The sequence below is a fragment of the Actinosynnema sp. NPDC023658 genome (assembly GCF_040639995.1).
Lineage (GTDB): Bacteria > Actinomycetota > Actinomycetes > Mycobacteriales > Pseudonocardiaceae > Actinosynnema.
Genome location: NZ_JBFAAX010001512.1, coordinates 1 through 1,025 on the forward strand (window position 1 = coordinate 1; position 1,025 = coordinate 1,025).

Below are 1,025 nucleotides of genomic sequence, written 5' to 3' on the forward strand. Positions count from 1 at the left end.
GAACCACCGGGGATCGCGGTGGCTCACCCACTGGCTCACCGTCACCGTGGTGCCCGCCGGGACGTCGTAGCCGCCGAACCGCTCGTCCCGCGACGACTCGCGGCTGGTGATCCACACGGGTGGGAACAGCCGGAGCGACTCGCGGACCACCGCCGAGGTGAACGGCAGCGCCTCCAGCAGGGCCGCGCCGCCGCGCCGCTCCGACGCCGCCGCGTTCGCCTCGTCAGCGACCCGCTGCGCGTGGTCCGGGTGGCGGGCCAACAGGTCGCACGACCACAGCACGGCGTTCTTCGTCGTCTCGAACCCGGACAGCACGAGCGTGGCCAGCTCGTCCCGCAGCTCACCGCGCGACGGCCGGTCGGCCAGCAGCGCGGCCACGACGGGCCCGTCACCGGAGGCGATGCGGTCCACCACCCCGTCGACCTCGCGCAGCGCCCGGCGCATCCGCACGTTCGCCGGGGTGGGCAACCAGTCCGGCAGGGCGACGGGCGAGGTCGAGGCGTCCATGACCCCGACGACCAGCCGGCCGACCGCGTCCACGTCCGCGTCCTCCAGCACGTGACCGGACAGGAGCCGGGTGACCCCGCGCAGCACCAGCCGCGCCACGGCGGGCCCCGGGTCGACCGGCTGCCCGGTGGGCAGGCCGTCGGCGAGGCTCACCGCCTCGGCCAGGGCGACGTCCGCCGCACCGGCCACCAGCGACCGGGTGAAACCGGGGCCGAGCCGGTCGCGCTTGGCCCGCCACCGCGCGCCGTCGCTGTTCATCATCGCTTCCGGGAAGCCGCGCCGGCGGGTGCGGGTCATCGTGCGCGCGGAGGTCTTGGTGAACGCACCGGCGCGGTCGACCAGGACCCGTTCGACCTCGTCGGGGTGCGCCAGCAGCACGTTGGCCGCACCGATGGCCACCACGTCGCCGTGCTCGCGGGCCGCCGAGGTCAGGAACCCCAGCGGGTCGGCGGTGAAGTCGGCCAGGTTCCCCAGGGCCGCGTTCCCGCGCGGTCCCGGCGCGGGGCGCGGCGTGGTCG

The 1,025-nt window shown here is 76.2% G+C and carries 1 protein-coding gene; it reads right to left on the reverse strand.

The features are described 5' to 3' along the window. On the reverse strand, window positions 1-1,025 hold a 1,025-nt coding region (locus AB0G02_RS42180; protein WP_360806791.1), incomplete at both ends, for a cytochrome P450.